Here is a 25,712-nt window from a genome sequence, read left to right as displayed (position 1 = left end):
CGCCCGGGATCGGCTCAGGTGACCCGGGACCGCTCGGCCGGCACCCCGGTCCAGGCCTGCCGCTCGGCGATGTCCCGCAGCCGGTCCATCGCGTCCCACACGTCGACGTAGCGGGTGTAGAGCGCCGCCGGGCCGAGCCGCAGCCGGTCCGGCACCCGGTAGTCGCCCACCACCCCGGCGTCGACCAGGGCACGGGAGATCCGCAACGCCTCCGGGTGGTGCAGCGAGACGTGCCCGCCGCGCCGCCGCGGATCCCGGGGGGAGGCGAGCCGGAAACCGTGCGGGACGAGCCAGGCGTCGGCCAGCTCGATGATCAGCTCGCCGAGCCGCACCGACTTCTCCCGTACCCGGTCCATCCCGGCGGCGGACAGCACGTCCAGGGCCGGGTCGAGCGCGGCCATCCCGAGCACCGGCGGGGTGCCCACCAGGAACCGCTCCGGGCCGGGCGCGGGATCGTAGCCGGCACCCATCCCGAACTGGTCGCGCTGACCGAACCAGCCCCAGATCGGTTGCCGCAGCGACTCCTGCGCCTCCCGCCGCACATACAGGAAGGCCGGTGCGCCGGGACCGCCGTTGAGGTACTTGTAGGTGCAGCCGACCGCGAGGTCGACACCGGCGGTGGTCAGGTCCAACGGCACCGAGCCGACCGCGTGCGAGAGGTCCCACAGCACCAGCGCGCCGACCCGGTGGGCCGCGGCCGTCACCGCCGCCACGTCCAGCAGCGCCCCACAGCGGTACGACACCGCCGACAGCACCACCAGGGCCACGTCCTCGGTCAGCGCCGCCGTCAGGGTCGCCTGGTCCAGCCCCTCGTCCAGGTCGGAGGGGAGCAGCCGCAGGGTGTGCCCCCGCTGGGCGGCCAACCCCTCCAGCAGGTAACGGTCGGTGGGGAACTCCTCGGCGTCGGCCAGGATCGTCCGCCGGCCGGGCCGGGCGTCGAGGGCGGCGGCGGCCAGCTTGTAGAGGTTGACCGACGTGGAGTCGGAGACGATCACCTCGCCCTCCCGGGCGCCCAGCGCGTGGGAGGCGATCCGGTCGCCGATGCGGCGCGGCCACTCGATCCAGGTCGGCCAGCTCCGGACCAGCTCGGTGCCCCAACCGTCGCGGACCAGCGCGGCCAGGTGGTCGCCGGTGGCGGCCGGCAACCGGCCCAGCGAGTTGCCGTCGAGGTAACACAGGTCGTCCACCACGAACCGGTCCCGCAGCCCGGCCAGCGGGTCGGCGGCGTCCCACTCCTGCGCGACCTGCCGGGACGTGTGCTCAGCCATGGTGTCCTCCCTCCGCCCGGGACACCCGGGCCGATGCAGGCTAGCTGATCAGCCCGGTGGTCGGTAACGGCCGGTCGCCCCCGCACCCCGTACCCCGACCGGTCGGTGCCGGTCAGCCGACCGGCACGGTGGCGGTGACGGTGGCCTGGTCGACCTCGCTGGTCCGCACCGTGAACCGGATCGTCCAGTCGCCGCGTGCCGGCAGGCTGATCTCCGCACTGCCGTGGTGCGGCTCGGGGCTGTCCACCGGCACGACCATCGGCTCGATCCCGGCCGCCGGCAGGGCCAGGCTGACCGTCCACTGGACCACCGGCAGCGGCTGCCCCTGCGGGGTGTAGACGTAGGCGTGCAACGAGTTCGGCACGCCCACCCGGACCGGATAGATGTCGAACTGGAGGGTGTAGTAGCCGCTGGTGAGCGTCTGGGCGACACCCTCGCGGCTGGCCCGGGCGGCCTGGGTGTCGGCGGTCCGGCCGGGCGGGGTCTGTACCAGCACGGCGGCCAGCGCCAGCACCACCGCGGTCGCGGCGAGTTCCACCCCGGCGGCCCGCGCGACCCGGCGGGGCCGGTCGGCGGCCCGGCCGCCCCGCACCAGCCGGCGCTGCCAGGCCGCGACGCCGAGCACGGCGGCGAGCAGGGCCGCCTTCGCGCAGAGCAGCCGACCGTACGGGGTGCCGAACAGCGCGCCGGGCCGGCCGAGTTCGATCGCGGCCTGCCCCACGCCGGAGACGACCAGCCAACCCACCGCGATGGTCGCCCACCGTGACCAGGCCGGCAGGATCCGGGCCAGCACCCGCCGGTGGGTGCCGGGCAGCACGAACACCGCCAGGACGAACAGCCCGCCCAGCCACACGCTCATCCCGGCCAGGTGCACCACGTCGGCCAGGATGCTCACCGGCGGCAGCGGGGAGGCCACCGGATGCCCGGCCAGCGGCCAGGTGAGCAGCCCGGCCAGGGCCACCACCGCCAGCGCCGCCCGCCGGCCCCTCCCGCCCCGGCCGCCGGCCACCGCCGGCACCAGCACGGCGGCGAGCCCGACCAGCGCCAGCCGGGCACCGAGCACCGGCCCGACGTCGCTGTCCGCCACCGCCGTCAGGTCGCCCCGGGCCAGGCCACCCACCGGGACGCCCACCATGTCGGCGGCCTGGGCCACCCACGTCCCGACGGTGCCGACCGCCACCAGCGCCAGCCCGACCTGCCCGGTGACGGTCACCGCGCGCCGACGGCGACGGCGGGGCCACCCGGCGGCACCGAGCAGCGCGGGACCGGCGACCAGCGTCAGCCCCAGGTAGCCGACGAACCGGGCGACCGGGGTCAACGCCCCGGCGGGTCGCTCGTCGACGACGACCGGCTCCGGTGGCGTCGCCGACGGCGCACCGGCGGAGTAGGCGAAACTCCCGGCGACCGGGTGGCTGTCGGCCGAGATCACCCGGTAACTGACCAGGTAGGTGCCGAGCGGCCGGTCCGGCACCCGCACCGGGATCCGCAGGGTGGCGCCCTGCGCGACCGGCTCCCCGGCGGTGACCCGCCGCCCGTCCGGGCCGAGCACCTGCACCCGACCGATGACCGGGGAGACCGATTCGCTGAAGACCAGCACCACCTCCGCGGGTGGGGCGCCGATCACCGCGTCCCGGACCGGGCTGGTGGCGACCAGCGCGGCATGGGCCGCCGCCGGGGTCGCCGGGGTCAGCGGCACGGACAGCAGCGCGAGGAGCAACCCCAGCAGCACGGCGGAACGGGTGGTACGCACACCCAGTGGTTCGGATTCGATGATCACATGGTTCAACCGGCGTTGGAATGATCTTCTCCACCGGTCGGCCGGGAGCGCAGGGCCAGCGCCAGCACGAGGCGGGCGTCCGGATCGTCCAGCGCCGGGCCGAACAGGGCACGGAGCTGGCGCATCCGGTAGCGGACCGTCTGCGGGTGGGTGTGCAGGTCCTCGGCGACCGTGACCACCTGCCCCTGCCGGCGCAGCCAGCCGTGCAGGGTCTCCGCCAGGCTCCGTCGGGTGGTCGGCCGGAGCCCGGCCAGCGGGGCCAGCACCGTGTCGGCGAGGTGTCCGGCCAGGCCCGGCTCCCAGTCGGTGAGCAGGGTGAGCAGGTGGTCGTCGCAGGACACCACCGGATCCGGGCCGAGCGCGCCCTGCTGGTGCAGGCCCAACGCCCGGCGGGACAGCCGGTACGACAGCCGGGCCCGGTGCCGCGCCACCGCCGGACCGACCGCGGCCCGCCGCCCGGCCAGCGCCTGCCGGGCCTGGTCGAGCCGGCCGGGGGTACGCGGTTCGGGCAGCACCAGCCGTACGGCGTCACCGATGACGGTGGCGACCGTGCCCGCGCCGACGACGCGGGCCAGGTGCTCGGCATCGGTGCCGTGCACACTGACCACCGCCACGGTGGCCGGCAACGGCCAGCGGGCCGCCTCGGCGGCGGCGCGTAGCACCTCCCCGGCCGGCGGGTCGGGCTGCACGAGCAGGGTGACCAGGCGGCGGCGGAGGGTGGCCCAGTCCTGGGCGGTGTCCCGCTGCTCGTCGAGGAATCCCTCGGCGGCGGCACCGGCCAGCGCGTCGACGTAACCGAACAGCGCCCCGGCGATCACGTACAGGTCGGCGGGGGCCGGCCCGGCGCCCGTCCCGGTCGGCCCGGCAGCCGTCCCCGCCCCTTCGGCAGCCGTCCCCGCCCGTCCGGCGTCCGGGCCGGTCGACCGGGCGTCCGGGCCGGTCGGGGTGCCGCCCGTCGCGGCCGGGGCGGCGGCCTGCTCCACCAGGAACGCCCAGATGTCCCGGGCGCCCAGGGTCAGCACGGCCCGCAACGCGTCGACCCGGTGCCCCTCGCGGTACTCGGTGCGGCCCAGGGTGTGGAACACCGCCCGGGTGGGGGCCAGGTCCCGGTCCGGTTCGGCGACCGCGTCGACGAACGTGTCGACGGCGGTCCGCACGCCCAGGGCCAGGCCCTGCCCCTGCCCGCCGGTCAGCGAGCGGCCCTGCTCCCGCATCGCCGCCCGGACGGTGCCGAGGATCCGCAGGTGTAGCGCCCCCCGCAGGCCCCGCAGGTGGTCGCCGACAGCGGGCGCGAGACCGGCGAGGCCCGGTTCGATGTCGAGCAGCGCGTCGGACACGGTCGCCCCCTTTGTCATCCTGGTGACAATCCCGGGACCGGATCCTGCGCCCCGGGACGGATCATTTTGGCATCCTCGTACGTAGGGTCGGCGCATGAACACCGATGTCATCGTGGTCGGCGCCGGTCTCGCCGGCCTGGTCGCCGCCGTCGAGGCCGTCGACGCGGGCCGGCGCGTGCTGCTGCTGGACCAGGAGTCGGCGGAGAACCTCGGTGGCCAGGCGTACTGGTCGTTCGGCGGGCTCTTCTTCGTCGACTCGCCCGAGCAGCGACGGATGGGCATCCGCGACTCGGTCGAGCTGGCCTGGCAGGACTGGACCGGCAGCGCCGGGTTCGACCGGCCGGAGGACCACTGGCCGCGCCGCTGGGCGCAGGCGTACGTGCACTTCGCCGCCGGGGAGAAGCGGGCCTGGCTGCGGTCGCTGGGCCACCGGGTCTTCCCCGTGGTGAGCTGGGCCGAGCGGGGCGGGGGAGCGGCCCACGGGCACGGCAACTCGGTGCCCCGGTTCCACGTCACGTGGGGCACCGGTCCCGGTGTGGTCGAGCCGTTCGCCCGGCGGGTCCACGCCGCCGTCGCCGACGGTCGGATGACGCTGCTGTTCCGGCACCGGGTCGACGAACTCGTCACCACCGGCGGTGTGGTCACCGGGGTACGCGGGGCGGTCCTCGCCCCCGACGACACACCGCGCGGACGCAGCAGCTCCCGGGAGGTCGTCGGCGACTTCGACCACGGCGCACAGGCGGTGATCATCACGTCGGGCGGCATCGGCGGCAACCACGACCTCGTCCGGCGGGCCTGGCCGGCCCGGCTCGGCACCCCGCCGACCCGGATGGTCGCCGGCGTTCCCGCCCACGTCGACGGTCGGATGCTGGCCATCACCGAGGCCGCCGGTGGGCAGGTGATCAACCCGGACCGGATGTGGCACTACACCGAGGGGCTGCGGAACTGGGATCCGATCTGGCCCCAGCACGGCATCCGGATCCTGCCCGGCCCGTCCTCGCTCTGGCTCGACGCCACCGGGGCCCGGCTGCCGGCGCCGCTGTTCCCCGGCTTCGACACCCTGGGCACCCTGCGGCACCTGCGGGCCACCGGCCACGACTACAGCTGGTTCCTGCTCACCCAGAAGATCATCGAGAAGGAGTTCGCGCTGTCGGGCTCGGAGCAGAACCCGGACCTGACCAACCGCAGCGTCCGGCAGGTGCTGCAACGGGTCCGGCCGGGTGCACCCGGGCCGGTGGAGGCGTTCAAGCGGCACGGGGCCGACTTCGTCGTCGCGGACACCCTGCCGGAACTGGTGGACGGGATGAACAAGCTGGCCGCCGAGACCGACGGGCCGCAGCTCGACGTCACCGCGCTGACCGCCCTGGTCGAGGCCCGCGACCGGGAGATCGCCCACCCGTTCGGCAAGGACGCCCAGCTCACCGCGATCCGGGGCGCCCGCCGCTACCGGGGCGACCGGCTGATCCGGGTCGCCACCCCGCACCGGCTGCTGGACCCGGCGGCCGGACCGCTGATCGCGGTCCAACTGCACGTGCTCACCCGCAAGAGCCTCGGCGGGCTGCACACCGACCTGTCCGGCCGGGTGCTGCGCCCCGACGGGGAACCGCTGGGCGGGGTGTACGCCGCCGGTGAGGTCGCCGGATTCGGCGGCGGCGGGATGCACGGCTACAACGCGTTGGAGGGCACCTTCCTCGGCGGCTGCCTCTTCTCCGGCCGGACCGCCGGCCGGGCCGCGGCGGCAGCCGCCACCTGACCGCCGTCCCGGCCCGGCCGCCCGTGCCGTCCCGGCTCGCTCCGGCCGTTGCCGGCCCGTCCGGCTCGCTCCGGCCGTTCGTCGGTCCGGCCCGGCCGGTGGCATCCCCGTCGTCGTGGCCCCGGCCCGGTCGTCCGTCCGCCCCCCCCGGCCGGGGTCGGACGGCGGCCGGCTCCGGACTCACTACGCTGGTCGTCCGTGGACGACGACGCGCTGACCGGGATGGTCACCCTCCCGGCCGGGCAGGTGACCCTGTCCGACCGGCGGACCGAGCGTCGCTGGTCGGTCGCGGTGGCGGCGTACCGGCTGGGCGTCGTGCCGGTCACCCAGGGGTGGTACGCGCGGGTCACCGGCGAGCGGCCGAGCACCGCCCGCGGCGACCGGCTGCCCGTCGAGGGGGTGTCCTGGCCGGACGCGGTGCGCTTCTGTGTCGCGCTGTCCCGGCAGGAAGGGCTGACGCCCGCGTACCGGCTGCACGACGACGGCGAGGGCGTCGACTGGGACCGGACCGCCGACGGCTACCGGCTGCCCACCGAAGCGGAGTGGGAGTACGCCTGCCGGGCCGGCACCACGGGTCCGCGCTACGGCCCGCTCGACGAGATCGCCTGGTACCGGGGCAACTCCGGTGGCCGGCTCCACCCGGCGGGTGACCGCCGGCCCAACCGGTGGGGCCTGCACGACCTGCTCGGCAACGTCTGGGAATGGTGCTGGGACGTCTACGACGCCGAGGTGTACGGCAGCTACCGGGTGCTGCGCGGGGGCGGCTGGTTCGACGAGCACTGGAGCTGCCGGGCCTCGGTACGCCGCCGCAGCCACCCGACGTTCCGGATCGACGACGTCGGCTTCCGGCTGGCCCGCTCGCTGCCGCACGGACACCGGACCGGTGTGCGCCCGGCGGCGGGTACGGGGTGAGGCGGCGCTGACACCGGACCGACTTCCCGCCGGTGTGCACCCGGCGCGGGTGCGGGGTGAGGCGGCGAACCCGGGTGCGGGTCAGGGCAGGCGTCGGGTGCTCTGCCGCACGATCAACGGGGTGGCCAGCTCGATCCGGTGGCTGTCCAGGCCCTCGCCGGCGACCAGCGACAGCAGCATCCGGGTCGCCATCCCGGCCATCTCGGCCAGCGGCTGGCGGACGGTGGTCAGCGGCGGGGCGGCCCACCGGGCGGAGTCGAGGTCGTCGAAGCCGACGATGCTGATGTCGTCGGGAACCCGGGCGCCCCGCTCGTACAACGCCTCGTAGGCGCCCAGTGCCATCTCGTCGGCGCAGGCGAACACGGCGGTGGGCGGCTGGGCGAGGTCCAGCAGGGCGTTCATCTCCCGGTAACCCGAGGGGGAGGTGAAGTCGCCGTGCCGGACGTACCCGGCGGGGATCTTGCGGTTGGCGGCGTTCATCGCGGCCCGGTACCCGTCGAGCCGGGCGCGGCTGCACGGCACGGTCGGCGGCCCGCCGATCACGGCGATCCGGTGGTGCCCCAGGTCCAGCAGGTGCTCGGCGGCGGCCACCCCACCGGACCAGTTGGTCGCCCCCACCGACGGGATGCCCGCGCCGGGCTGGCCGGCGGGGTCGATGATGACCACCGGGATGCCGAGTTCGTCGAGCTGACCCTGCTGGCTGGGGGAGAGGTCGGAGAGCACGAGGAGCACCCCGTCGCAGCGGCGTTTCGAAAGTTGTTCGATCCACCGCCGGTCGGGACGGCTGCGGCTGCGTCCGTGCACCGCCGAGACGACCACCCCGACCCCGGCCCGGTAGGCCAGCTCCTCGACACCATCGAGGATCTGCATCGCCCACGGACTGCCGAGATCCCGGAAGACCAGGTCGATGAGACCGGCGGCCCCGGGCATCGAGGGCGCCCTGCGGGCGGTGTACGACCGCCGGTCGAGCAGGTCCTGGATCCGGCGTCGGGTCGCCGGCGCGACGTCGGGGCGACCGTTGAGCACCTTCGAGACGGTGGGGACGGACACCCCCGCGGCCGTCGCGATCTCCGACAGCGTCGCCCGGTCTTCCGCCATGCCCGTCTCCTCACAGTCACACGCCCGCGGGCAGCATAGCCCGAAAGTTTCGGAAGTCGGGGGCGGGCCGGCCGTTTCGGCGTTTCGGCCGGTCCGCCATCGCCGTTCGCCGCCGCGCGCTGCCGAGGCGTACCACCGGAGGACGGGGCAGCCGAAACTTTCCCGAAACGGTCGTCCGTTGGCCGGGCGTCGTCGTGGTCGACGGCGACCGGGCGGGAGCCGTTCCGCACCGCACCGCCCGGCGTGGTCACCCACCCGCCCGGCAGGTGCCGGATTTCGACGCCGGCCGCCGATGCGGCATGCTGTGCCGCAACGGCGGGAACCTCTGCCGGTGGCCGGCGACGACCCGCGGACACGCGGTCGTCCCTGCGCGAGACGTGCGGGAGGGCAGGACGGCGATGGCCGAGGCGTGGCGTTCCGTGTTCACCGGCACCAGCGAGATGGCGGCGAGGATGCGCGCCGTCGACTGGTCCGCCACCTCCCTCGGCCCGGTCGACGGATGGCCGGCGAGCCTGCGCACGGCCACCCGGATCTGCCTGACCTCCCGCTTCCCGATGATCGTGTGGTGGGGGCCGGAACTGCGGTTCATCTACAACGACGCCTACGGCCCGCTGCTCGGCAGCAAGCACCCCGCGCTGGGCAAGCCGGGCGACCAGGTGTGGGCCGAGATCTGGCACATCATCGGGCCGATGCTGCGCGGCGTGGTGGAGACCGGCGAGGCGACCTGGTCGGAGGACCTCCTGCTGCCGATGAACCGGCACGGCTACTGGGAGGAGACCTACTGGACGTACTCCTACAGCCCGCTGCACGACGACGACGGCGTGGTGCGGGGCGTCTTCACCGCGGTGAGCGACACCACCGAACGGGTGATCGGCCAACGCCGGCTCGCCGCCCTGCAGGACCTGGGCGCGCAGGCCGGCACCGCCCGCACCGTGGACGAGGCGTGCGGGCTGGTCGCCGCGTCGCTCGGCCGGGCCGGGGTGGACGTGCCGTACGCGGCGGTGCACCTGCGTACCGCAGGCGGTGCCCTGCGGCTGGCCGCCAGCACGCTGGCCGGTGAGACCGACCGGCCCGCCACGGCGGTGTGGCCGGTGACCGACGTCCTCGCCGAGGGCCGGCCGGCCCACGTCACCGACGTCGTCACCCGGGTCGGCGAGCTGCCCACGGGCGGCTGGCAGACCGCGCCGACCGAGGCGGTGGTACTGCCGCTGCACGGCGAGACCGGCGCGGAGGACATCGGTGTCATCGTGCTGGCCGCCAGCGCCGGCCGGGCGCTGGACGAGAGTTACCGGACCTTCCTCGACCTGGTGGCCCGGCAGACCGCCGCCCTGATCAACGGCGCGGTGGCCTACGAGGTACAGCAGCAGCGGGCCGAGGAACTGGTGGAGCTGGACCGGGCGAAGACGGCGTTCTTCTCCAACATCAGCCACGAGTTCCGCACCCCGCTCACCCTGATCAACGGACCGTTGCAGGAGTTGCGTGCCCGACTGGGCGACCAGGACGAGGAGGTCCGCGACGAGCTGGAGGTGATCAACCGCAACGCGCTGCGGTTGGGCAAGCTGGTCACCGCCCTGCTCGACTTCTCCCGCATCGAGGCCGGTCGGATGCAGGCGAGCTACGAGCCCGTCGACCTGGCCCGGTTCACCGCCGAGCTGGCCAGTGTCTTCCGGGCGGCGGTCGAACGTGCCGGCCTCACCCTGGATGTGGACTGCCCGCCGCTGTCCCGTCCGGTGCACGTCGACCGGACGATGTGGGAGAAGGTGGTCCTCAACCTGCTCAGCAACGCCCTGAAGTTCACCTTCCACGGGAGCATCCGGGTCGCGGTCGCCGAGCGCGACGGCGTGCCGACGGTGCAGGTCGCGGACACCGGCATCGGCGTGTCGGCCGACGAGATCCCCCGGCTGTTCGAGCGGTTCCACCGGGTGCCCCAGGCCCGGTCCCGCTCGCACGAGGGCAGCGGCATCGGACTGGCCCTGGTCAAGGAACTGGTCGGCCTGCACGGCGGCACGATCACCGTCGACAGCGCCCCGGACGTCGGCACCACCTTCACCGTGCGGATTCCGTTCGGCGTCGCCCACCTGCCCGCCGAGCACGTCGTCTCCGACACCGGAACCACGGTCCCGTCGGACACCGCCGAACCGTTCGTCCGGGAGGCGCTGCGCTGGCTGCCCGCCGACGAGACCGACCACCGGCCGCTGCCGGAACCGGCGCAGTCCGACGACACCGGTCCGGACCGGCCCCGGGTGCTGGTCGCCGACGACAACGCGGACATGCGGGAGTACCTGCACCGGCTGCTGCGCTCGCGCTACGACGTCACCGCCGTGGGCGACGGCTACGCCGCCCTGGCCCGTGCCCGCGTCGACCTGCCGGACCTGATCGTCAGCGACGTGATGATGCCCGGCCTGGACGGCCTCGAACTGGTCGCCGCGCTGCGCGCGGACCCCCGCACCATGGGGGTGCCGGTGCTGCTGCTGTCGGCCCGCGCCGGTCAGGAGGCCGCCGTCGAGGGACTGGAGGCCGGCGCCGACGACTACCTGGTCAAGCCGTTCTCCGCCGAGGAACTTCTGGCCCGGGTCCGCGCCAACGTCGACCTGGCCCGGCTGCGCAACCACCACGCCACCTGGCGGACCGCGATGATCAACTCGTTGCAGGAGGGCTTCTTCGTCCTCGACGCCGACGGCGTGCTGGTCGAGATGAACACCGCCTTCGCCGACCTCTTCGGCTACGGCCCGGAGGGACTGCCGTACCGTCCCCGCTACCCGTGGTGGCCCGACGACCCGGCGGACCCGTCGGCGAACCGGCTGGTGGCCGACGCGTTCGCCCAGGCCATGACGGTGGCGCACGGCTCGTTCGTGGTGCCGCTGCGACACCGCGACGGCCACCGGCTCTGGACGGCCGTCGCGTTCAACGCGGTCACCGACGACCACGGCCGACGGATGGTCGTCGGCACCATCCGTGACGTCACCGCCGAACGGTACGCGGTGCAGCGGGAGACCGCCCTCAGCGCACTCAACCAGCGGCTGTCCCGGGCCGCCAGCACCGTCGAGGTGCTCCGCGCCGGGGTGGAGGAGCTGCGCCACCTGTGGCAGGCGCACCGGGTTTTCGCCACCCACTGGGAGGCGGACGGCACACCCGTCCTGACCGCCACGCCCGGCGTCGACTGGACGCAGCTGCCCGGCCCGGTCCGCGACACGATCACCGCGCTCCGGTCGCAGCCGGCGCTGCGGGTGACGATCGACCCGGCCACCGGCGTCCGGCCGGCCGGTGCCGGTACCACGGTCGACTCGCCGCAGGGTCCGCTGGTGATCTGGCTCGAACTCGACCCGGCGCGCGGTTTCGGCACCGAGGACCAGATGCTGCTGCTGCTCCTGTGCGGGGCGCTCGGTCAGGCGTTGCAGCGCGCCCACGCCGCCGACCAGCAGCGCGAGGTGGCGGTCGCCCTGCAACGCGCCATCCTCGGCCCGGCCGACCTGCCCGAGGGCTTCGCCGTCCGCTACGAGCCGGCGACCCGTCCGCTCGAGGTCGGCGGCGACTGGTACGACGCGGTGGACCTGCCGGACGGCCGGATCGGCATCGTCGTCGGCGACTGCGTCGGCCGGGGCCTGCCCGCCGCCGCGGTGATGGGGCAACTGCGCAGTGCCTGCCGGGCGCTGCTGCTGGAGGCGTCCAGCCCGGCGCAGGTGCTCACCGCGCTGGACCGGTTCGCCCGGATGCTGCCCGGGGCGGCCTGCACCACGGTGTTCTGCGGCATCCTCGACCCGGACACCGGGAAGCTGACGTACAGCAGCGCCGGGCACCCGCCCGCGATCCTCACCCACCCCGACGGTCGCACCGAGCTGCTGGCCGGCGGGCGGGGCAGTCCGCTGAGCATACCGTCGGGGGGCGGCCGCCCCGACGCCACCAGCGTCGTCCCGCCCCGCGCCGTGCTGCTGCTCTACACCGACGGTCTGGTGGAACGCCGCCGCCAGTCGCTCGACACCGGGATCGCGCAGGCCGCCTCGGCCGTCCGCGAGGACCACACCGTCGACGTCGAGCAACTTGCCGACCGGGTGATGAGCCGGATGACCCCACAGGGCGGCTACGACGACATTGCCCTGCTGCTCTACCGCCATCCGGCGCCGCTGGAGCTGTCCTTCCCCGCCGACCGGTCGCAGATGGCCCCGGTGCGGTCCACCCTGCGGCAGTGGCTGCGGCGCACCGGTGCCGACCCGCACCTGGCCCAGGACGTGCTGGTGGCCACCGGTGAGGCCTGCGCGAACGCGGTCGAGCACGGCCACCGCGACGCCCGTCCCGGCCTGATCCGGCTGCTCGCCGTGGCCACCGGTGCCGACCTGTTCGTCACGGTGGTCGACTCCGGGCGGTGGAAGGTGCCCGAGTTCGATCACGAACGGGGACGCGGCATCAAGCTGATGCGCGCGTTGATGGGACACGTCGACATCCGGACCACCGACGCCGGCACCATCGTCGAGCTGCACACGAGGATTCCCGCATGAACACGCCTCTGGACCTGGCCACCGGCCTCCAGGCGGACGGCGCCCCGGTGCTGACCGTCGTCGGTGAGATCGACATGAGCAACGCCGCCCTGTTCCGGGCGGCGATCGCCGAGGCCGTGGTCGACGGACACCGGCTGACCGTGGACCTGACCGCCGTGGAGTACCTGGACAGCGCGGCGCTCGCGGCGTTGTTCGCCCACGTCGACCGGCTCCGGGTGGTGGCCAATCCGTTGCTGGCCAGCGTGCTGACCATCTCCGGCCTCCGCGACCTCACCACGGTGACGATCCGGGACTGACCCGACCGGTCGACCGCCGGGCACCGAGGAACCGGGTGCCCCGTGCGCCCGGCGACCGGGGCCGCCAGCCGGTGTCCCGGGCTCATCCGGCGTCCCGGCGTCCCGGGCTCAGTCGGCCTCCCGGTGTGCCGGGCTCAGCCGGCGTCCCGCGCTCAGCCGGCCAGCACACCGAACTCGTTGCCGTCCGGATCGGCCAGCACGACGACGCCGTCCGCGCCGACCTCGACCCGGGTGGCCCCGAGAGCGACCAGCCGATCGACCGCCGCCCGCGGGTCGCCGGCGGGTACCAGGTCGAAGCGTTGCCGGTTGCGCCCCCGCTTGGGGGTGACCGGCGGCCCGCCCCAGGCGACCTTCGTGCCACCGTGCGGCGACTGGACGGCGGTCTCCTCGTCCTGGTCCCACACCAGGGGCCAGCCCAGCGCCGCGCTCCAGAAGAGACCGACCGCCCGGTGGCCGTCGCAGGCGATCTCGCCGAGCGGGCCGCAGCCGGCGAGGAAGGAGTTGCCCGGTCCGATGACGCAGAACTCGTTGCCCTCGGGGTCGGCCAGCACGACGTGCCGCTCCTCGGGCCGCTGCCCGACGTCGAGGGTGGTGCCGCCGAGGTCCAGCGCGGTCGCCACCTGCCGTTGCTGGTCGTCGGGGTCGGTGCTGGTCAGGTGCAGGTGCATCCGGTTCGGCCCGCTCTTGCCGGTGGCACCGGGGGTGAAGCGGAGGCCGAGCTGGGTGTCGGTGCCGGGCAGGTGCACGCCCCCGGTGGCCTCCTCGACGACCTCCCGGTGGAGCAGTCCGGCCCAGAACCGTGCCAGGCGGACCGGATCGTGCGCGTCATAGGTCACCGTGAGCGGTCGGGAGAGCATCCCCGCACGGTAGCCACGACCCGGTGGGACGACAAGGCAATTGTGCGCCGGCCGGGAAAGGTCAGTGGCCGTGCCAGGAGCGCCAGAGCGCGGCGTAACCGCCGCCCGCGGCGACCAGCTCGTCATGCCGCCCCACCTCCGTGATCCGACCGTCCTCCAGCACCGCCACCCGGTCGGCGTCGTGCGCGGTGTCGAGCCGGTGCGCGATGGCGACGACCGTCCGCCCGGCCAGCACCGCGGCCAGCGCCCGCTCGGTCCGCCGGGCGGTCGTCGGATCCAGCGCGGCGGTCGCCTCGTCGAGGACGAGGATGTCCGGGTCGGCGAGGACGAGCCGGGCCAGCGCCACCTGCTGGGCGTCGGCCGGGCCGAGGTCCCGCACCCCGGCACCGAGCGGGGTGTCCAGACCGTCCGGCAGGTCGGCGTACCAGTCGGCGCCCACCGAGGCCAGCGCGGCCCGCATCCGGTCGTCGGTGACACCCGGCGCGGCGAACGCCAGGTTGTCCCGCAGCGATCCGATGAAGACGTGGTGCTCCTGGGTGACCAGGGCGATCCGGCGACGTCGCTCGGCCGGGTCGAGATCGGTGACCGGGACGCCGCCGAGGCGTACCTCTCCCTCGGCGGGCACGTCGATCCCGGCCAGCAGCCGGGCCAGGGTGGACTTGCCCGCCCCGGACGGGCCGACCACCGCGAGCCGTTCCCCCGGCGCGACCGTCAGGTCGATGCCGTGCAACACCCGCGGACCGTCCGGATAGCGGAACGTCGCCCCGCGCACCTGCACCGCGCGTCCGACGGGCACGGCGGCCCGGCCGCGCGGCTCGGGTGGCACCTGCCCGACACCGAGCACCCGGGCGAACGAGGCGATGCCCCGCTGCGCCTGCTCCACCCACTGCAACAGCCGGTCCATCGGCTCGATCGCCTGTTGCAGGTAGAGCGTGGCGGCGACCACCTCACCCAGGCTGACCCGGCCCCGGGCCAGCAGGATGCCCCCGGTGAGCAGCACGGCCGCGATCGGGATCGGATAGCTGCCCTCCACCACCGGAAAGACCACCGACCGCAGGGCGAGGGTGGCCCGGCGGGTGGCCCACACCGCGCCGATGCGTCGGGTGCCGTGGGCGATTCGCTCCCCGCCCAGCCGCAGCGCCTCGGTGGTGCGGGCGCCCTCGGCGGTCGTGGTCAGCGCCTCGGTCAGCTCCGCCGTCGCGGCCCCCTCGGCCAGGTAGGCCGGGGTGGCCCGGCGCAGGTACCAGCGCACCGCCGCCAGGATCGACGGGAGTCCGGTGAGCGCCACCAGGCCGAGCAGCGGGTCCAGCAGGAACACCGCGCCGAACAGCAGCACCAGGTGAGTGCCCGTGATGACCAGCACCGGCACCACGTCGCGCAGCATGGTGCCCACCGTGGACACGTCCACCGAACCCCGGGTGGCCAGGTCTCCGGTGCCGGCGTGCTCCACCACCGAGACGGGCAGGCCGAGCAGCCGGGTCACGAAGTCCTCGCGTAGCCGGGCCACCGCCCGCTCACCGAACCGGTGTCCGGCGTACTGGGCGTAGCGGGAGAGCAGCCCCTGGAGCAGCACGCAACCGCCGATGGCGAGCGCCAACCGGTCCACCGTGCCGGTGCCCGACCCGGCCGTGATCTCGTCGACCATCCGACCGACCAGCCACGGCGCGGCCAGCGCGGCGAGCGCGGCGGCGCAGTGCAGCACCAGCACGACGACGACCGCCCGCCGGTCACCGGCGAGCATGTCCCGCGCGGCCCGGCGCACCACGGCGGCACCCGCGACCGGGAGCCGCGTCACCGGACCGGCCGCCCGACCGGCTCGTCGTCCGTGCCGCCCGCGCGGGACACCAGCCGTCGGTATCCCGGGTCGTCGGCCAGCAGCGCGGTGTGCGGGCCGGTGCCGGTGACCCGGCCGGCGTGGAGGTGGGCGACCGTGTCGGCGTGGCCGAGCAGCACGGGCGAGGTGCTCAGCACCACCGTGGTCCGGCCGGCGCGGGCCTGCCGCAGGCGCTGCGCCACCCGCGCCTCGGTGTGCGCGTCCACCGCCGACGTCGGGTCGACCAGGATCAGCACCTCCGGCTCGGCGAGCAGGGCGCGGGCCAGCCGGACCCGTTGCCGCTGGCCTCCGGAGAGGGTGCGGCCCCGGTCACCGACCGGGGTGTCCAGGCCGGCGGGGAGGCCCTCGGCGAGGTCCCGGGCCGACGCCACGTCCAGCGCCGCGCCGATCCGGGCGTCGTCGGCGTCCCCACCGGCCGGGCCGGCCAGGATCTGCCGCAGCGTGCCGGCGAAGAGGTACCCGTCGTGGTCGGCGACCAGGATCCGGGCCCGTACCTCGTCCAGCCCGACCCCGGTCACCGGGATCCCGCCCCAGGTCACCGCGCTGGGGACGTACCGGCCCAGCCGGTCGGCCAGCGCCACCGCCTCGGCCGGGTCGTCGGCGGCGACGCCGGTCAACCGGCCCGGCCCGACCGTCAGGCCGGTGTCCGGGTCGTGCAGCTCCGCCGGGCCGGCCGGAGCGGCGTGGGTGACCGGGCCACCGACCGGGTCGGGGGTGAGCCGGAGCAGGTCGACGATCCGGCCGGCGGCGACCCGTCCCTGGATCAACTGGTAGCTCCCCTCCAACAGGAACCAGACCGGCACGACGAGCACCGCGACGTAGCCGTAGACGGCCACCAACTGCCCGACGGTGAGTTCGCCCTCGGCGGTCATCCGGGCGGCGAGCCACACCACCGCGGCGAGGAAGGCCCCGGGGACGACGGTGGTCAGCGCGTCGACCCAGCTGAGCACCGCGCCCACCCGGTACCCCTCGTCCCGCAGCCGCTGCGACCGTGCGACGTACCGGCGGGCGAACAGGTGCCGACCACCCACCCCGGCGAGCACCCGCAGACCGGCCACGATGTCGTCGGCCCGGGTGGTCAGCTCCCCCTGCCGCTGCCGGTAGACCGACTCGGCCCGCTCCAGCCGGCGCAGCAACGGCCCGATGGTCAAGGCGACCGCCGGCACCCCCAGCAGCGTCACCGCCGCCAGCAACGGGTCGATCGACCAGAGCACCACGGCGGCGACCGCGTACGCCAGCACCGCGCCCACCCCGGGACCGGTCAGCGTGAGCACCTGCGAGGTGCGCACGATGTCGTACCCGCCGACGGTGGCGACGTCACCGGCGGCGAGCCGGCGGGGCAGCACCGCGCCGACCCGGGCGAGCTGCCGTAGCAGCACCGCCGCCGAACGGGCGCTGGCATCCTCCCGGACGTAGGTCATCGTCCGGTGCCGCAGGATGCCCGCCCAGGCCACCGCGATCCCGGCGGCGACGATCGCGGCGGACCAGCCCAGCAGCGCCCCGGTGGCCCCGGTGCGCAGCCCGTCGTCGACGGCCCGGGCGATCAGGAAGGGCCGCAGCGACAGCCCCACCATCCAGACCGTGCCGATCAGCCCGCCCCGCAGCACCCGCCCCGGTTGGCAGCGGACCAGCCACCAGATGTACCGCAACGGCCCCGCCGTGTCCGGGGTGCCGGGATCGGGGTGGGGTAACCGTGGGGGCACCGGCCCAGGCTAACCATCGATCGTCGGACATGTCGGCCCGTTCGGCGGGTGCCCCCCGTGCCGGCCGCCCCGCCCCCGCGTTGACGTGGCGGACGGCGAACGGACAAGCTCCCTGTCGACGGATCCTCGGCGGTGGAGAACCGCCGCCGGTACGGCGGGGGAGAGAACGGATGACGCGGCGTGGCGGTACGCCAGCACGGGCCGGCTGGTCGACCGGGCTGATCGCCGCGATCCTGCTGCCCACCGCCGTCCCGGCCACGGCCTCGGCGGCCCTGCCTGGTGCGGCTTCGGCGGCTTTGCCGGCCACGGCTTCGGTGGCCCTGCCGGGCGCGGCTCCGTTGGCCCTGCCTGGTGCGGCTTCGGTGGCTTTTCCGGGCGCGGCCCGCGCCGTGGCTCCGGCCGTGGTGTGCCGGGTACGCGACGAGCGGCTGACCGAGATCTCCGGGATGGTCGCCACCGACTCCGGGTTCGTGGTGGTCAACGACGGCGCCGACGAGGCGTCCCGGCGGCGGATCTTCTTCCTTGACACCCGGTGCGCGGTGGTGCGGTCGGTGCCCTACCCCTCGCGTCCCCGCGACACCGAGGACCTGGCGGTCGGCGCGGACGGGACGGTCTGGGTCGCGGACATCGGTGACAACGACCGGGTCCGGTCCACGGTGGCCCTGTGGCGGCTCGCGCCCGGCTCCCGCCGACCGGTGCTGCACCGGCTGTCCTACCCCGACGGCCCACACGACGCGGAGGCGCTGCTGCTCGGCCCGGACGGCCGACCGGTGCTGGTGACCAAGCAGGCCGGGGAGGCCGGCGTGTACCTGCCGACCGGGCCGCTGCGCGCCGGGGCGACGGTGCCGATGAGACGGGCCGGGCAGGTCCGGCTGCCGGCCACCACGACCGCGAACCCGTACTCGTTCCTCGGGCGTCGACTGGTCACCGGTGGGGCCACCGCGCCGGACGGGCGTCGGGTGGTGCTGCGCACCTACGCGGACGCGTTCGAGTTCGACGTCACCGACGGCGACGTGGTGGCCGCGCTGACCGGCGGCACGCCCCGGGTGGTCCCGCTGCCGGACGAGCCGCAGGGCGAGTCGGTCAGCTACAGCCGGGACGGCCGGTCGTTGCTCACCGTCTCCGAGACCGCCGGTCAGCCGGCCGGAACCCGGCCCACGGTCCTGCGTTACGCGCTGCCCGGGGGAGCGGGGTCGCCGGTGCCGTCCCCGTCGGTCGCCGCGCCGGCCGGGTCCGTGCCGGCCGCCGGGTCGTCGTCCGCCCCGGCACCGGCCGCGGTCGACGCCGGTCGTCGCCGGGCCGACACCGGTGGGGTCCGGTCGTTGCTGCTGGGGGTGGGGGTGATCGTCGCCGGCCTGCTGCTGGTGGCGATGGTCGGGGCCGCACGGGCGCGGCGTACCGGTCGTTGACCCCGGGGACGGGCGACGGTCCGACGGGCGGGTGAGGGATGCTGGACCCGTGCAGATCACGATCCTCGGCCCGCTCGCGGTCGACGGCCGGCCGGTCCGGGGCGAACGCCTCGCCGCGGTGATCCGGGCGCTGGTCGACGCCCGCGGCCGGGCGGTCTCCACCCCGCTGCTGGTGGACGCGGTGTGGGACGGTACGCCACCCGACGGCGCGACCGGTGCCGTACAGGCGCTGATGTCCCGGGTCCGTCGGCTCGGACTGCCGGTGGTCGCCGTGCCGGGCGGATACCGGCTGCCCGCCGAGGACGTCACCGTCGACGCCGTGCGGGCCCGGAGCCTGGTCGAGCGGGGGCGGGCCGACCTGCGGGCCGGTGACGTGCCGGCCGCCGGGGTGGCGGCCGACGCGGCCCGCGCGCTGTTCCCCGAGGTCCCGGAGCTGGACACCACGGAGCACACCCGGCTGTTCGCCGACGTCACCGCGCTGCGCGCCGAAGCCGCCCTGGCCGGTGCGGGACGGCACGACGAGACCGACCTGCGCCGGCTCGTCGCGCGTACCCCGCCGGACGAGCCGTCGGCGGCCCTGCTGGTCCGGGTGCTCGCCGCCCAGGGCCGCGACGCCGAGGCGCTGGAGGTGGTCGAACGGCTCCGTGCCGAACTGGCCGACCGGTACGGCACCGATCCGTCGCCGGTGATCACCCAGGTGCACCTGTCGTTGCTGCGCGGCGAGCTGACCGCCCCCGCCGCCGTCCTGACGCCGCCGGTCACCGCGCCCCGGAGCACCGTGCCCGCCGCGTGGCGTCGGCCGAGGACCGCCCTGGTCGGTCGGGAGCGGGACGTCGAGGTGGTGGAGGCGGCACTCACCGAGACGGCCCTGGTGACCGTCGTGGCCACCGGTGGCGCGGGAAAGACCCGGCTCGCCGCCGAGCTGGTGCGGCGCACGGTCGGGGCCGGACGGCCGGCCCGGGTGGTCGAACTCGCCGGCCTGCGTGCCCCCGAGGAGGTCCTGCCCACCGTGCTCGCCGCCCTCGGCGGGGCGGACACCACGGCGGCCGGCGGCCCGCTGGGTCTGGAACGTCGGGTGCTCAGCCCCGGCGAGCGGCTGCGGGCGCTGGCGCCGGACCTCGACGGTCTGGTGGTGCTGGACAACTGCGAACACCTGCTGGACACCGTGGCGACGGTGGTCGCCGACCTGGTCGCGGTGACCCCACCGGAGGTGGCCGTGCTGGCGACCAGCCGGGCACCGCTCGGCCTGGCCGGTGAACGGGTCCACCGGCTGACCGTGCTGCCGGACGCCGACGCGCTGGAGCTGATCGAGTCCCGGGCCCGGGCCGGTGGCGCGGCCTCCACCGGGGACACGGCCCGGGTGCTGGAGCTGTGCCACCGGTTGGACAACCTGCCGTTGGCCCTGGAACTGGCCGCCGCCCGGCTGCGGCACATGCCGATCGACGACGTGCTCGCCGGGCTGACCGACCGGTTCGCGCTGCTCGACGCCGCGCTGCGCGGCCTGCCGGAACGGCACGCGAGCCTGTGGGCGATGGTCGACTGGAGTCGGGAGCTGCTCGCGCCCGCCGACCGGCACCTGCTCCAGCGGGTCTCTGTGGTCCCCGCCCCGTTCACCGCCGAGCTGGCCGCCGCCGTCGCCGGGACCGCCGACGTCCGACGCGGGCTGGCGACGTTGGTCGAGCAGTCCCTGCTGACCCTGGTCGACGGGGACGGCCCGCCCCGCTACCGGATGCTGGAGACCGTCCGCGAGTACGGCGAGGCCCGCCTCGACGCCGCCGGTGACCGCCAGGCGGCGACGGAGGGCCTGGTCGGCTGGGCGCAGCGGGAGGCGATCCGGTTCGCCGACCGGTTCATCGGCCCCGACCAGCTCGACGCGTTCGCCCGGTGCGCCGCCGAGCAGGACAACCTCGTCGCCGGCCTGCGCGGGGCGCTCGGGTACGACGACGAGCCGGCGGCCGTGGACGTCGCGACCGCGTTGTTCCACCTGTGGACCGTACGGGGTCTGCACGTCGAGGTCTCCGGATGGGCCCGCGGCCTGCTGCTCGTCGACGACCCGGCCCGTCGCGCCGACTCGGCGATCCTGGCCGGGCGGTCCGGTGGCCGGCCGCTGCCCGACGCCGACCGGCTCGCCTGGGCCTGTCTGCTGGTGTCGGTGAACGCCGGCATCAGCGGTCCGCTCCGGCTCGCCGCGCTCGCCCAACGGGCGCTGCGCCGGCTGCTGGCGGAGCGGCCCGGGCAGGTCTCCTCCCGGCTGACCGCGCTCGCCTCGGCGCTGCCCGCCCTGGCCCTGTTCGACGCGAGCGAGGCGCTGCCGACCACCGCGGTGCTGATCGCCCATCCGGACCCGTACGTGCAGGGGTTCGGGCTGTTCGCCCGGGCGGCGATCCGGGACAGCGGTGGCCTGCCGGACGCGTCCGTGGCCGACGCGGAGCAGGCGTACCACCGCTTCGAGGCGGCCGGCGACCACTGGGGGATGGCGATGGCCGCGCAGGCCGTCGGGCACGCGGTCACCGCCTCGGACGGTGGGCGGGCCACCGAGTGGCTGGCCCGCAGCGTGCACCACATGGACCTGATCGGCACCACCCAGGACTCCCGTTCGATCCGGGTGCTGCTGGACGTGCAGCTCGCCCTGGCCGGTGACCCGGCCGCCGAGCGGCGACTGGGTGAGATCGCGACACCGGGGCAGGGTGCGGAGCTGGACGCCGCGCAGGCGTGCCTGGGCCTGGCCCACCTCGCCTGGCGGCGCGGCCGGTACGCCGAGGCGCTCGGCCACGCCGACGCGGTGACCAGGGCGTTGGCCGGATGGACCGGTCCACCGCCGCAGCCCCGGGTGGTGCTCCTGGTCGCGGTGGCGGTGTTCCACCTGCGGGTGGCCCAGGTGTGGCCGGCCGGCGAGTGGACCGCCGAGGCCCGGGCGGTCGGGTTGCTCGTGCGGGCCGGCGGGGAGGCGGTGTCCTCCCGGGACCTGCCGGTGATCGGGACATGGGCGCTGGGCGGGGCCGAACTCGCCGCGTACCGTGCCGATGTCGGCACCGCACGGGAGCTGCACGTGCTCGGCACCCGGTTGGGCAGCAACTCGGCGACGTTCTTCCCACCCGGCACGGGTGACCGGCTCGCCGCCGCCCTCGTCGACGAGGAACAGCGGGAGCCGGTGCTGGCCGGATGGCGCTCCCTCCCACCCGGCGCGGCCGTCACCCGGATCCGGGAGCTGATGGACGAGCTGCTCGGCCGGGTCAGACCTTCCGGCGGTACGCCCGCAGCGCCAGTGGCATGAACACCGCCACGAAGCCGGCGCACCAGACCAGCGTCCACCACACGTGGTTGCCGACCGGGGTGCCGAGGAACAGCCCGCGCATCGCCGTCACCAGGTGGGTCAGCGGGTTGACCGTCACCACGGCCTGCATCCAGCCCGGCAGGGTGCCGGCGGCGACGAACACGTTGGACGCGAAACTCAGCGGCATGATCAGCGCGAACATCAGTCCCTGCACCGCGCCCGGCGTGCGCACCTTCATCGATACGAAGACCGGCAGCCAGCTCAGGCAGAGCGCGAACAGCACCGCGAGCAGACAGCCGGCGACGGCCCGCAGCGGGTCCGACTCGATCCGGAAGCCCATCAGGTAGCCGGTCCCGAGGGTCGACGCGGTGACGATCACGTACCGCACCACGTCGCCCAGCACCGCCCCCACCAGCGGTGCGGACCGGGGCACGGGCAGGGACCGGAACCGGTCGAAGATGCCCTTGGCGATGTCGGCGTTGAGGTTCACCCCGATCGCGATGCACCCGGTGGCGATGGTCTGCGCCAGGATGCCGGGCAGCAGGAACTGCAGGTAGTCGTGGGTGGAGCCGGCGACCGCACCGCCGAAGACGTAGACGAAGATGACCAGGAAGAGCACCGGTTGCAGGGTGACGTCGATCAGTGCCTCGGGGGTGCGCCAGGTCTTGATCAGGCTGCGCTTGGCCAGCGCCCACGAGTGCCGCAGCAGGCGCAGCGGGCGCGGGTTCGCCACCGCCCTGGACAGCCGCGAGACGGTCCTCGGCGGGGTACCGGTCAGGGTGCTCATGCGGCGACCTCCGTACGGGCGCTGGTGTCGTCGTCGGCCGCGGTCCGGCCGGTCAGGGTGAAGAACACCTCGTCGAGGCTGGGTAGGTGCAGCGAGAGTTCGATGACCGGAATGCCGGCGGCGGCCAGCCGGGCCACGCTCTCGGTCAGCGCGGTGTCGTCGGCGACCGGCACCGCGAGCACCCCGCGCCGGATCTCGTCGGCGGGTGAGCCGGAGCCCACTCCGGACAGGATCGCCGCCGTCGGGGCCAGGTGCGCCGGGTCGGCCGGCCGGACCTCCAGGGTCTGCCCGCCGACGACCCGCTTGAGCCCCTCCGGGGTGTCGTGCGCGATGACCCGGCCGTGGTCGATCACCGTGATCGCGTCGGCGAGGGCGTCGGCCTCCTCCAGGTACTGGGTGGTGAGCAGCACGGTCGCCCCGTCGGCCACCAGCGACCGGACCACGTCCCACATGTCCTCGCGCTTGGCCGGGTCGAGACCGGTGGTCGGCTCGTCCAGGAAGATCACCTCCGGTGAGCCGACCAGGCTGGCGGCCAGGTCCAACCGCCGCCGCATCCCGCCGGAGTAGGTCTTGGCCGGTCGGTGCGCGGCGGCGGTCAGGTCGAACCACTCGAGCAGCTCGGTGGCCCGCCGCCGGGCACCGGCCCGGCCGAGTTCCAGCAGGACCCCGAACAACTCGAGGTTCTGCCGTCCGGTCAGGTCCTCGTCGACCGAGGCGTACTGGCCGGTGAGGCCGATGGACTGCCGGACCTGCTCGGCCTGGCGTACCACGTCGAGGCCGTGGATCCGGGCGGTGCCGGCGTCGGGGGCGAGCAGCGTGGACAGGATCCGCACGGCGGTGGTCTTGCCGGCCCCGTTCGGGCCGAGCACCCCGAGCACGGTGCCCCGGGGCACGGCCAGGTCCACGCCCTGCAGCGCCCGGGTGCGCCCGAAGGTCTTGACCAGACCCTCGGCCTCGATCATCAGATCAGTTGTCATGTCGTGCAGCGTGCGCCGGTCGGCTGACACGGCGCTGACACGGCGCCGACACGCCTCCGCGCCCGGGTGTCACCGCCGGCGGTGACACCCGGGCGCGGACGGCCGGGTCAGCAGCGCTGGATCGTCGCGTTGTTCAGGGTGACGTTGCTGATGGTCAGGTTGTCGGCGCAGGGGTTCTCCACGATGCGGTTGTTCACCAGGGTGAAGTTGCGCAGGGTGAGGTCCCGGTTGCCGGGGAACTCGGCGCGTTCGGCCAGCCGCACCTCGCCGCCGCCGCTGATCGTGCCGCCGTTGGTGGCCAGGCTCACGCCATAGCAGTTCTCGATCAGGACGGCGTTGTTGCCGGTGTTGGCGATGTCGACCCGGTCGATCGTCGCGCCACCGGACTCGGAGACGCAGAACACGCCCCGGCCGCCGCCACGCGCCCGGACCGTGCCGACCCGGATGTTGGTCGGGTAGCTGTCGCCGATGCGGCCGTTGCGGTTGGCCATCCGGAACGCGGCGTAGCCGGTGCCGGTGCCGGCGTTCTCGGCGTCCACCGTGGACACCGTGGCGTTGATGGTCTGGTTGAGCAACAGACCGGACTCGCCGACGTTGCGGGCGGTGACGGTCCCCACGGTCAGCCCGTCGACGCCGTACGTCTCGACGGCGTGCGAGCTGGCACCCGAGACGTACACGTTGTCGATGCGCACGTTGCGGGTCCACTGGCTGGTGTCGCCCCGGTTGTCGATGCGGACGCCGAGGCCGGCGGAGAGCCGCATGTCGAGCTGACCCAGCACGACGTTGGTGACGTTGCGCAGGAAGATCCCGTACAGCGGGGTGCCGGTGAGGGTGAGGTGCTGCACCTCGACCTGGGTGGTGCCCCGGGAGTAGACGGGCGCCTGGTCGCCGGAGCCGGTGCCGGTGACGTTGATGGTGCCGCACACGTCGAGCGTGGTGTAGCTGGGCAGCGAGATGCGGGAGTTGGCGCTCATCGAGCCCGAGCCGCGGACCACCACCCGTTGCTTGCTGGTCCGGCCGGCGGTCAGGCTGTTCACCGCGGCCTGCACGGCGGCCCGCAGGTCGGTGCCGGTGTGTACGGTCGTCCCGCCGTTGCGGACGGTCCAGGTGCCGCCGCTGAGCACCGCCTCGGCCTGGAAGGCGCCGCCGCCGCAGTCGGCCGTGCCGCCCAGCCGGGCCAGCTGCCACTGCTGGTTCGTGCCGTCGACGTCCTGGTACTGCGAGATCGTCGCACCGTCGGCGGTGGACCGTTCCCACACGTCCAGCGCCTTGCCGGAGTGCCGGTTGAGCAGCCGCACGTAGCCGCCCGCGGAGTCGACGAGCCGGAAGTGCTGCCGGGTGTTGCCGCTGACCGCCGGGTTCTGCACCAGGGGGGTGCCGTCGACGGCGTTGGGCAGTTCGAGGACCTTGCCGCTGTGCGCGGAGCGGATCTGGTAATAGCCGCTGCCGACGTCCACGAACCGCCACTGCTGCACGGCGAGGTCGTTACGGGTGTACTGCTTGACCGGGGCGCCGTCGGCGGTGGACCAGTCGTACAGGTCCATCGCCTTGCCGCTGTTGCGGTTGACGAGCACGTAGCTGGCCCCGGTGTCGACGGTGGCCGCGGTGGCCGCCGGCGGGGCGACGGTCGTGGCGGCGGCGACCAGGGCGAGGGTGGCGACGGCCAGCAGGCCGGGCCGCCGTGGACGGGCACCTCGGATGGGGGTGGCAGGTGGCATGGGACTCCCTCGGGGTGGGTGGGACGCCGGGACGGACGCTTCCCGCCTGCACCATATCGACCTATTTGAATACGTGGCAATCCGTCCCCGGCCCGTACCAGGGTGGGCCGACCGCCGGACCGGGACAGTGTTCCCGCCGTCCGGCGGTGGTCGGGTCGGCGACGCTGTTGTCGTCAGCGGCCGGCCCCGCCGGTCACCGACGGCCGTGCCGGACCGGCC

Annotated in this window: 16 protein-coding genes; 6 read left to right on the top strand and 10 right to left on the bottom strand. The window is 74.9% G+C overall.

Annotated features, from left to right (window positions below; all coding sequences use genetic code 11):
- Positions 1-14: 14 nt before the first annotated feature.
- From kynU to O7612_RS15910, 3 genes are all read right to left on the bottom strand, one after another.
- A complete protein-coding gene (gene kynU, locus O7612_RS15920) occupies positions 15-1,268 on the bottom strand; it encodes a kynureninase (RefSeq protein ID WP_282265195.1) in 1,254 nt (417 codons plus the stop codon).
- A gap of 112 nt (positions 1,269-1,380) precedes the next feature.
- Entirely contained in the window at positions 1,381-3,018 is a 1,638-nt protein-coding gene (locus O7612_RS15915) for a copper resistance protein CopC (RefSeq protein WP_282265194.1), read from the bottom strand.
- 32 nt (positions 3,019-3,050) lie between these two features.
- Positions 3,051-4,400, bottom strand: a complete 1,350-nt coding sequence (locus O7612_RS15910; RefSeq protein ID WP_282265193.1) for a helix-turn-helix domain-containing protein — start codon at positions 4,398-4,400, stop codon at positions 3,051-3,053.
- Between the two features lie 76 nt (positions 4,401-4,476).
- Between O7612_RS15910 and O7612_RS15905 the strand changes: the two genes are divergently transcribed.
- Both O7612_RS15905 and O7612_RS15900 read left to right on the top strand, forming a co-directional pair.
- On the top strand, positions 4,477-6,135 hold the full coding sequence (locus O7612_RS15905; protein WP_282265192.1) for an FAD-binding dehydrogenase: 1,659 nt from the start codon (positions 4,477-4,479) through the stop codon (positions 6,133-6,135).
- A gap of 222 nt (positions 6,136-6,357) precedes the next feature.
- Positions 6,358-7,047 (top strand): formylglycine-generating enzyme family protein, encoded by a 690-nt coding sequence (locus O7612_RS15900; RefSeq protein ID WP_282273936.1) that lies wholly within the window; start codon positions 6,358-6,360, stop codon positions 7,045-7,047.
- Positions 7,048-7,128: 81 nt separating this feature from the next.
- Here O7612_RS15900 and O7612_RS15895 read toward each other — a convergent pair whose 3' ends face one another.
- Positions 7,129-8,145, bottom strand: a complete 1,017-nt coding sequence (locus tag O7612_RS15895; RefSeq protein WP_282265191.1) for a LacI family DNA-binding transcriptional regulator — start codon at positions 8,143-8,145, stop codon at positions 7,129-7,131.
- 398 nt (positions 8,146-8,543) lie between these two features.
- Between O7612_RS15895 and O7612_RS15890 the strand changes: the two genes are divergently transcribed.
- Both O7612_RS15890 and O7612_RS15885 read left to right on the top strand, forming a co-directional pair.
- Positions 8,544-12,638: a SpoIIE family protein phosphatase gene (locus O7612_RS15890; protein ID WP_282265190.1), complete on the top strand. Its 4,095-nt coding sequence runs from the start codon at positions 8,544-8,546 to the stop codon at positions 12,636-12,638.
- On the top strand, positions 12,635-12,934 hold the full coding sequence (locus O7612_RS15885; RefSeq protein WP_282265189.1) for an STAS domain-containing protein: 300 nt from the start codon (positions 12,635-12,637) through the stop codon (positions 12,932-12,934). Before O7612_RS15890 ends, O7612_RS15885 begins: the two co-directional genes overlap by 4 nt.
- Before the next feature lie 152 nt (positions 12,935-13,086).
- Here O7612_RS15885 and O7612_RS15880 read toward each other — a convergent pair whose 3' ends face one another.
- From O7612_RS15880 to O7612_RS15870, 3 genes are all read right to left on the bottom strand, one after another.
- A complete protein-coding gene (locus tag O7612_RS15880; protein WP_282265188.1) occupies positions 13,087-13,791 on the bottom strand; it encodes a VOC family protein in 705 nt (234 codons plus the stop codon).
- Positions 13,792-13,852: 61 nt separating this feature from the next.
- Positions 13,853-15,532 (bottom strand): ABC transporter ATP-binding protein, encoded by a 1,680-nt coding sequence (locus O7612_RS15875; protein WP_282273935.1) that lies wholly within the window; start codon positions 15,530-15,532, stop codon positions 13,853-13,855.
- 50 nt (positions 15,533-15,582) lie between these two features.
- Entirely contained in the window at positions 15,583-17,232 is a 1,650-nt protein-coding gene (locus tag O7612_RS15870) for an ABC transporter ATP-binding protein (RefSeq protein WP_282273934.1), read from the bottom strand.
- Between the two features lie 266 nt (positions 17,233-17,498).
- On the opposite strand from O7612_RS15870, the gene O7612_RS15865 reads away from it, so the two are divergent.
- Both O7612_RS15865 and O7612_RS15860 read left to right on the top strand, forming a co-directional pair.
- A complete protein-coding gene (locus tag O7612_RS15865; RefSeq protein ID WP_282265187.1) occupies positions 17,499-18,737 on the top strand; it encodes a hypothetical protein in 1,239 nt (412 codons plus the stop codon).
- 49 nt (positions 18,738-18,786) lie between these two features.
- Positions 18,787-22,011 (top strand): BTAD domain-containing putative transcriptional regulator, encoded by a 3,225-nt coding sequence (locus O7612_RS15860; RefSeq protein ID WP_282265186.1) that lies wholly within the window; start codon positions 18,787-18,789, stop codon positions 22,009-22,011.
- Here O7612_RS15860 and O7612_RS15855 read toward each other — a convergent pair.
- The 3 genes from O7612_RS15855 to O7612_RS15845 all read right to left on the bottom strand — a co-directional run bounded on the left by O7612_RS15855 (position 21,971) and on the right by O7612_RS15845 (position 25,493).
- Positions 21,971-22,798 carry an ABC transporter permease gene (locus O7612_RS15855; protein ID WP_282265185.1) on the bottom strand — a complete coding sequence of 276 codons (828 nt, stop codon included), beginning with the start codon at positions 22,796-22,798 and terminating at the stop codon, positions 21,971-21,973. The two genes, O7612_RS15860 and O7612_RS15855, sit on opposite strands and share 41 nt — an antisense overlap.
- Positions 22,795-23,775, bottom strand: coding sequence for an ATP-binding cassette domain-containing protein (locus O7612_RS15850; protein WP_282265184.1), 981 nt, complete (start codon positions 23,773-23,775; stop codon positions 22,795-22,797). The genes O7612_RS15855 and O7612_RS15850 overlap by 4 nt, the downstream gene beginning before the upstream one ends.
- A gap of 107 nt (positions 23,776-23,882) precedes the next feature.
- The gene (locus O7612_RS15845; protein WP_282265183.1) at positions 23,883-25,493 is read right to left on the bottom strand and encodes an RICIN domain-containing protein; all 1,611 of its coding nucleotides are present in this window, start codon (positions 25,491-25,493) and stop codon (positions 23,883-23,885) included.
- Positions 25,494-25,712 lie beyond the last annotated feature (219 nt).

The sequence above is a fragment of the Micromonospora sp. WMMD987 genome, from assembly GCF_029581435.1.
GTDB lineage: Bacteria > Actinomycetota > Actinomycetes > Mycobacteriales > Micromonosporaceae > Micromonospora > Micromonospora rifamycinica.
Note: the sequence above shows the minus strand (reverse complement) of the source record. Positions and strands in the feature narration are given on the sequence as shown.